The following is a 7,602-nucleotide window of genomic DNA, read 5'->3' on the forward strand; positions in this document are numbered from 1 at the left end:
CGGCGACCCTGGCAACCCTTCGAGCCAGAGTCGCCGCTCAATGCAACAACCCCAACAGCAAGATCAAGACGACAGGTTAATGATCGGCTGGCCCTTAGCTCTCCAGCGCCTGGGCGATGAGCGTCTGCAGGCGCAGTCCCCGGTGGGCGTCGAGCCCTCCGGACCGGCCCGACCGGACGGCCGTGGCGAACTCGCGGCGCAGCACGGGCCAGGACTCCTCGTGGTCGAGGGCTCCGCCGTCGAAGACCAGCTCGGGGTGCCGGCCGAAGAGCTCGATGCGGGTGATCCCGCGCTCGACGTCGACCGAGCCCGACAGGGAGGCCTGGCTCACGGTGCCACTCTCGTGCTCGCAGGTGAGTTCGAGCCAACGGCGCGGGTCCCCGGCGCCGCGCACCCGGACGATCGGCCCCAGAGCCGCGTCGAGCAGATCGAGAACGTGTGGCCCGAGGTCCAGCAGCGCTCCGTGCCGGAGCCGCCACGGGGTCGCGAAGTCTCCGCCCAGGAAGGCACCGCTGAGACAGCAGGCGCGCGCGCCCGAGACGTCCAGGGCCCGTGCCTCGGCGAGGAAGCGCCGGGTGGCCGGGTGATAGCGGTTCGTCAGGACGAGCTGGGAGACCACGCCCGAGGCGTCGATGGCGTCCACGAGCCGCCGTGCCGCGGGCAGATCGAGCGCGAGCGGCTTCTCCAGGAGCAGGGCCTTGCCCGCCTCGGCGGCCCGCAGGGCGAGTTCGGCCTGCACGGCGGGCGGCACCGAGAAGGCGACCGCCTCGCAGTCGTCGAGCAGTTCCTCGAACGTCGCGGCGACGACCGCGCCGTGCGGCGCCGCCGTTTCGCGGGCGGCCTCCGGCCGGCGTGCCCACACCGACGTCAGCCGGGTCTCGGGACCGGCGGCGAGCACCCGGGCGTGCACGGCCCGCGCCCAGGGCCCCGCGCCGACGAGCCCCACCCTGACGGGGGAATCGGTCCAGGTGGGCGAGGTGGTGGTCACGGGCATCTCCTCTGCGCTGTACGGGGCCTGACGCACCGTCGAACCGGGGGCCGCGCCGACGCGGGAGAGCGGTGCGGGCGGCCAGGAGCCGGATCTTCGGACGTGTGGACAGACTTCACCACGGTGTCCCGGTGTTCGGCCAGCGGGTGGACCTCGCGGGTATGCCCCGACCTCCCCGGGCGTCGATCCCGCGCCCCGGCGACCCGCCGGGCACACCGGGGCGCGGGAACCCGGCGTACGAACACGGAAAGCGCGCCTCTGTCGGTCCCGACCTGCCACCCGCCATCATGCGGGGCATGGATCCCACACAGGACAAAGCAGGCTTCGCGGGCGGTTCCGGCCTGCCCGTACTGCCGGAGGACTGGCAGCGATGTCTCGCCGTGGCCGCTCACCCGGACGACATCGAGTACGGCTCCGCCTGCGCCGTCGCGCGCTGGACGGCACAGGGCAAGCAGGTGAGCTATCTGCTGGCGACCAGGGGAGAGGCCGGCATCGACGGCCTGCACCCGGACCGGGCGGCACCGCTGCGCGAGGCCGAGGAACGGGCCGGTGCACGGCAGGTCGGCGTCGAGACCGTCGAGTTCCTCGACCACCGCGACGGTGTCGTCGAGTACGGGCTCGGACTGCGCCGGGAGATCGTGCGCGCGATGCGCCGCCACCGGCCCGAGGTCGTGGTGTCCGGCGCGTTCACGGTGCGGATGATCGGCGGCATCACCAACCAGGCGGACCACCGGGCGGTGGGCCTGGCCGCACTCGACGCGGCCCGCGACGCGGGAAACCGCTGGGTCTTCCCCGAACTCGGCGACGAAGGTCTGGAACCCTGGAACGGCATCCGGATGGTGTGCTTCGCCGGACCGGAACAGCCCACCCATGGCGTCGACGTCACCGGTGAACCCCTCGAACGCGGCATCGCCTCGCTGGAGGCGCACGCCGAGTACACCAAGGCCCTGGGTGCGGGCGCCTTCGAACCGCGGCCGTTCCTCACCTGGGCGACCGGCATGGGCGGACCGGCGCTCGGCGTCGAGTCCGCCGTCCTCTTCGACGTCCACCAGCTCATCCCCGACGGCCCGCCGCCCTGGGTGTGAGCACGACACGTCCACCGGTCGGTACGGGCCCGTCCTCGATCTGCTCCCCGCTGACGGAGTGCCACGCGGGCCCGTCCCGCACGGGCGCAACTTGACCTGATCGTGAGGGTTGTCGCGGGGAGGGACTCATAGGCTGTGCGCGAGTGATCACCGTCGAACCGGAGGAGCGAACGTGACACCACGCCCGCAAGAGGCCGCACGACGCACAACCGTCCTTCGCCGCGAAGCCGTTGTCGCGGCCGTCCCCGTAGCGCTCGCCGCGCTGCTGACCGCGGCCGGACCGGCCACGGCGGCCGGGACCGTGGGCTCCGCCGGCGCGGGAGACCCGTACTTCCCCCTCTCGGGCAACGGCGGTTACGACGTCCACCACTACGGTCTGACGCTCGGCTACGACCCGCACAGCCGCCACCTCGACGGCAAGGCGGTCATCACCGCGAGAGCCACCCAGCGGCTGACCCGCTTCGACCTCGACCTCAGCGGTCTGAAGGTCACCGGCGTCACCGTCGACCACGCGAAGGCGGCCTTCCGGCGCGACGGCCAGGAACTCGTCGTCACCCCGCACAAGGCGCTGCGCCGGGGCCAGGACTTCCGCGTCACCGTCACCTACTCCGGCACCCCGAAGCCGGTCACCGACCCCGACGGCTCCCTCGACGGGTGGATTCCCACCGACGACGGCGCGTTCGTGGCCGGTGAGCCCCAGGGCGCGATGACGTGGTTCCCCGCCAACAGCCACCCCACGGACAAGGCGTCGTACGACTTCACGCTGACGGTCCCGAAGGGGCGCACCGCCGTCGCGAACGGTGTCCTGCTCGGGCAGGAGACCAGTCACGGCCGGACCACGTTCCGCTGGCGGCAGTCCGAACCGATGGCGGCCTACCTGGCCACCGCGACCGTGGGCACGTTCAAGGTCGAGCAGTACACCACCCGCGACGGCCTCAAGGTCTACAACGCGGTCGACCCCCGTGAGGCGACCGCCGCCGCGCCCGTCCTGAAGAGGCTGCCGTCCGTCCTGGCCTGGGAGAGCAAGCTCTTCGGCCCCTACCCGTTCCGGGCGGCCGGAGCCATCGTCGACCGGGCGCCGCAGGTCGGTTACGCCCTGGAGACCCAGACCCGGCCCGTCTACGACTCCGCGCCCGACCTGGGCACCCTCGTGCACGAAAGCGCCCACCAGTGGTTCGGCGACTCCGTCACCCTCACCCGATGGAAGGACATCTGGCTCAACGAGGGCTTCGCCACCTATGCCGAGTGGCTCTACACCGAGCAGCACGGCGGCAAGAGCGCGCAGAAGACCTTCGACACGCTGTACGCCACCCCCGCGAGCAAGGACCTCTGGGCCTTCCCGGCCGGCGATCCCGGCAGCGGCGAGCACATCTTCGAGACGCCGGTCTACGCCCGCGGGGCCATGGTCCTGCACAAGCTGCGCACGACCGTCGGCGATCCCGTGTTCTTCCGCGTCCTGCGCGCCTGGGCCGCCGGCCCCCGCTACGGGCACGCCACGACGGCCCAGTTCATCAAGCTCTCCGAGCGGGAGTCCGGCAAGGACCTCTCGGGCCTCTTCCACACCTGGCTCTTCACGGCGGGCAAGCCCGCCTCGTCCTGAGGCGGGCTTGCCCGGGGTGGCCGCGGTCGGCTCAGGCCGGCCGCAGCCACACCGTCGCGAGGGGCGGCAGCGTCAGCTCGATGCTCGTCGGACGGCCGTGCATGCCGATCGCCTCGGCCTTCACCGACTCGGGGTTGATGACATCGCTGCCGCCGTAGCGAAGCGAGTCGGTGTTGAGGACTTCGCGCCAGGCGGGGATGTCCTCGGGGACGCCGAGGCGGTAGCCGTGGCGGACGGCGGGGGAGAAGTGGGAGACGGCGAGCAGCGGGGTGCCGTCGGCGGCGTGACGCAGGAAGGCGAACACGTTGTCGTCGGCGGCGTCGCCCACGACCCAGGTGAAGCCGGACGGGTCCGTGTCCCGTTCCCACAGCGCGGGTTCGCCCCGGTAGAGGGTGTTGAGGTCGCGGACGAGATCCTGCACACCGCGGTGGTCGGCCTCGGCGCAGTAGCCGGGGTCGAGGAGCCACCACTCGGGACCCTCGGCCTCCTTCCACTCCCCGCCCTGCGCGAACTCCTGCCCCATGAAGAGGAGTTGCTTGCCCGGGTGGGCCCACATGAAGCCGAGGTAGGCGCGGGCGTCGGCGCGCCGCTGCCACCAGTCGCCGGGCATCTTGGAGACGAGTGACTGCTTGCCGTGCACGACCTCGTCGTGGGAGATCGGCAGGACGTAGTTCTCGCTGTAGGCGTACACCATCGAGAAGGTCATCTCGTCGTGGTGGTACTTGCGGTGGATCGGCTCGTGCTGCATGTACTCCAGCGAGTCGTGCATCCAGCCCATGTTCCACTTGAGCCCGAAGCCGAGCCCCCCGTCGGAGGTCGGACGGGTCACGCCCTCCCAGGCCGTGGACTCCTCGGCGATCGTGACGACACCGGGGTTGCGGCGGTAGACCGTGGCGTTCATCTCTTGGAGGAACGCCACCGCGTCGGGATTGTCCCGCCCGCCGTGTTCGTTGGGGGCCCACTGGCCCTCTTCGCGGGAGTAGTCGAGGTAGAGCATGGAGGCGACGGCGTCGACGCGCAGGCCGTCGATGTGGAACTCCTCGCACCAGTAGGTGGCGTTGGCGACGAGGAAGTTGCGGACCTCGCGGCGGCCGTAGTCGAATTCGAGGGTGCCCCAGTCGGGGTGGTCCGCGCGTCTCGGGTCGGCGTGCTCGTAGAGGGGGCGGCCGTCGAACTCGGCCAGGGCCCAGTCGTCGCGGGGGAAGTGGGCGGGGACCCAGTCCATGAGGATCCCGACGCCGGCGCGGTGCAGGGCGTCGACGAGGTACTTGAAGTCGTCGGGGTCGCCCAGGCGTGCGGTGGGGGCGTAGAACCCGGTGATCTGGTAGCCCCAGGAGCCGCCGAAGGGGTGTTCGGCGACGGGCATGAGCTGGACGTGGGTGAAGCCGAGGTCGGAGACATAGGCGGGGAGCTGGTCGGCGAGCTGACGGTAGGTCAGGCCGGGTCGCCAGGACGGCAGATGGACCTCGTACACCGAGATCGGTGCCTCGTGCAGCGGGCGGCGCTTCGCCCGCTCCTTCATCCACTTCGCGTCCTGCCACGTGTACGACGACCGTGTCACGACCGACGAGGTCGCCGGGGGCACCTCGGTGCGGCGGGCCATCGGGTCGGCGCGCAGGGTGCGGGATCCGTCGGGGCGCGTGATGTCGAACTTGTAGAGCGCCCCCTCACCCATGCCGGGCAGGAACACCTCCCACACTCCGGACGAGCCGAGCGAGCGCATCGGGAACCCGGCGGCGCCGTCCCAGTGGCAGAAGTCCCCGCAGACCCGGACCCCTTGAGCGTTCGGGGCCCACACCGTGAAGCGCGTTCCCTCGACACCCTCGTGGGTCATCGGTTCGGCGCCGAGCGCCCGCCACAGCTCCTCGTGCCGGCCCTCGCCGATCAGATGCAGGTCCAGCTCGCCGAGCGCGGGAAGGAAGCGGTACGGGTCCTGCGTCTCGGACTCGGTGCCGTCGTACGTCACCAGCAGCGTGTAGGCGGGAATCGCGTCGAGCGGCAGGACGGACCCGAAGAGCCCGTCGCCCAGGTCGTCCAGCTCGGTACGCCGCCCGTCCACCATCACCGCGACACCCCTGGCGTACGGCCGCAGCGCCCGGAACACGACTCCGCCCGGCACCGGATGGGCACCCAGCAGCGCGTGCGGATCGTGATGGGCGCCGGACAGCAGCCGCCCCCGGTCCGTGGGGTCGAGCGCGGCGTGCTGCGCCGACGGGGCGGCGGGCTTGGCCCGTCGTACGCGGGTGGATGCGGTGCGGGTCACGGCTTGGGCCTCTCGAAGTGGGGGTGTTGAGGGTGGTCGGAGGGAGTGTCGAGGTCGGTCGGTGGTCGGTGGTAGGGGCCGGCGGTCGGGGTTCGGGGTTCGGGGTCAGGGGTGGTCGGCGAGTCGTCCGACCGCCGCCATCGGCACGGGCAGCCAGTCGGGACGGTGCCGTGCCTCGTAGAGCACCTCGTACACGGCACGGTCCGTCTCGTACGCGCGCAGCAGTTCGGGTTCCTCGCGCGGGTCCCAGGCCGCCGCGACGGCGTACCCCGCGCAGAAGGCCTCCCGGCAGCGCTCCGCCCACTCCGGACGCCAGGGCTGCCGGGAGCGGGCCGCGTAGTCGAAGGACCGCAGCATGCCCGCGACATCGCGTACGGGCGACTGGACACGCCGACGTTCGCTGATCGGGCGGGCGGGTTCACCCTCGAAGTCGATCACCGACCACCGCTGCCCGGCCCGCAGCACCTGGCCGAGGTGGAGATCGCCGTGGATGCGCTGGGCGGGTCGTACCGCCGAGTCCAGGGCGGCGAGCGCGTCGAACGCCGACCTCAACCCGGCCGTGTGCGGGCGCAGTTCGGGCACGGAGCGGACAGCGGCGTCGAGACGTTCGTGCATCGCGTCCGCGAGCCGCTTGTTCCGGTACGGACTCGGCGCGTCCACGGGGAAGGCCGTGGCCAGGGCCAGATGCACCTCGGCGGTGGCCCGGCCCAGTTCGTATGCCTCGCCGGTGAAGTCCTTCCGCGAGCCGAGGGATTCGAGTGCCAGGGTCCAGCCGTCGGAGGCGTCCCGCAGATACGGCTGAAGGACGCCGAGGGTCGCTTCCTGCGGCTCCGAGGTGTGGAACCACGCGGCGGGGGCGGGGACCCGGGTGCAGCCCTGCCGGGCCAGCGCGCGCGGCACCTCGAGGTCGGGGTTGATGCCGGGCTGGACGCGCCGGAAGACCTTCAGTATGAACGCGTCGCCGTACACCAGCGAGGAGTTGGACTGCTCGGCGTCGAGAAGCCGCGGCGCGAGACCGGGCGGCACCGTGCAGCGCGGATCGCGCTCGAAACGCAGCGGTCCGGCGGTGCCCGAACGGCGCAGCCGCTCCAGGAGCAGGCCCGCCGCCTTCGGGTCGTGGAAGGCGTCGTACACGGTGAGGTCGGTCAGCGGGCCGGCGCTCGCCCGGCCGATGAAGGCATGGGCGAGCCGCGGCGGCAGGACCTCCCGCACACCGAGGAGCAGTTGGTAGCAGTCCTCGGCCGCGGGAGTGCCGGTTGCGGCGTGGGCGGGCGGGCCGAGGTGCTCGGTGCGGACGAGCAGATGCAGACACCCCGGGTACAGCTCGGTCGTCGAGAGCAGCGTCAGGTCCGTCACCGGCCTGCCCTTGCCCGCGAACCAGCGCTGCCGCGGCAGCCAGCCGCGCAGCAGGTCGGCCAGCGAGGTCAGCAGCGGAGCGGTGTCGAGGCCGCTCGGACGCTGCAGAGCGGTGTTCGCCATGACGACACGTCCTTTCAGAGGCGGGCGGGCTGTCGAGGGGCACGGGGTCACGATCGCCTCGTGGCGCCGGGCCCGACCGCGGGGCGCAGTCTGAACCAGTAGAAGCCGTGACCGGCGAGGGTCAGCAGGTACGGCAGTTCACCGATGGCCGGGAACCGCACGCCGCCGATCAGCTCGACCGGGTGCC

General features: G+C 72.0%; 6 protein-coding genes. 2 read left to right on the forward strand and 4 right to left on the reverse strand.

Annotated elements, in window-relative coordinates; all coding sequences use genetic code 11:
- Positions 1–94: 94 nt before the first annotated feature.
- Positions 95–994: a Gfo/Idh/MocA family protein gene (locus ACIQRL_RS40765; RefSeq protein ID WP_401341402.1), complete on the reverse strand. Its 900-nt coding sequence runs from the start codon at positions 992–994 to the stop codon at positions 95–97.
- A gap of 290 nt (positions 995–1,284) precedes the next feature.
- Here ACIQRL_RS40765 and ACIQRL_RS40770 point away from each other — a divergent pair, with 290 nt between their 5' ends.
- Both ACIQRL_RS40770 and ACIQRL_RS40775 read left to right on the forward strand, forming a co-directional pair.
- On the forward strand, positions 1,285–2,073 hold the full coding sequence (locus tag ACIQRL_RS40770; RefSeq protein WP_401341404.1) for a PIG-L deacetylase family protein: 789 nt from the start codon (positions 1,285–1,287) through the stop codon (positions 2,071–2,073).
- Positions 2,074–2,245: 172 nt separating this feature from the next.
- The gene (locus tag ACIQRL_RS40775) at positions 2,246–3,673 is read left to right on the forward strand and encodes a M1 family metallopeptidase (RefSeq protein WP_401341407.1); all 1,428 of its coding nucleotides are present in this window, start codon (positions 2,246–2,248) and stop codon (positions 3,671–3,673) included.
- Between the two features lie 31 nt (positions 3,674–3,704).
- Here ACIQRL_RS40775 and glgB read toward each other — a convergent pair whose 3' ends face one another.
- The 3 genes from glgB to ACIQRL_RS40790 form a co-directional block, all read right to left on the reverse strand.
- The gene (gene glgB / locus ACIQRL_RS40780; RefSeq protein ID WP_401341409.1) at positions 3,705–5,936 is read right to left on the reverse strand and encodes a 1,4-alpha-glucan branching enzyme; all 2,232 of its coding nucleotides are present in this window, start codon (positions 5,934–5,936) and stop codon (positions 3,705–3,707) included.
- A gap of 105 nt (positions 5,937–6,041) precedes the next feature.
- Complete coding sequence (locus tag ACIQRL_RS40785; protein WP_401341410.1) at positions 6,042–7,415, reverse strand: maltokinase; 1,374 nt, start codon at positions 7,413–7,415, stop codon at positions 6,042–6,044.
- A gap of 47 nt (positions 7,416–7,462) precedes the next feature.
- Positions 7,463–7,602: alpha-glucosidase C-terminal domain-containing protein (locus ACIQRL_RS40790; RefSeq protein WP_401341413.1), on the reverse strand; the 140-nt coding region annotated here is incomplete at its 5' end.

This window comes from Streptomyces sp. NPDC091209 (genome assembly GCF_044757755.1).
In the GTDB taxonomy this organism is placed as follows: domain Bacteria; phylum Actinomycetota; class Actinomycetes; order Streptomycetales; family Streptomycetaceae; genus Streptomyces.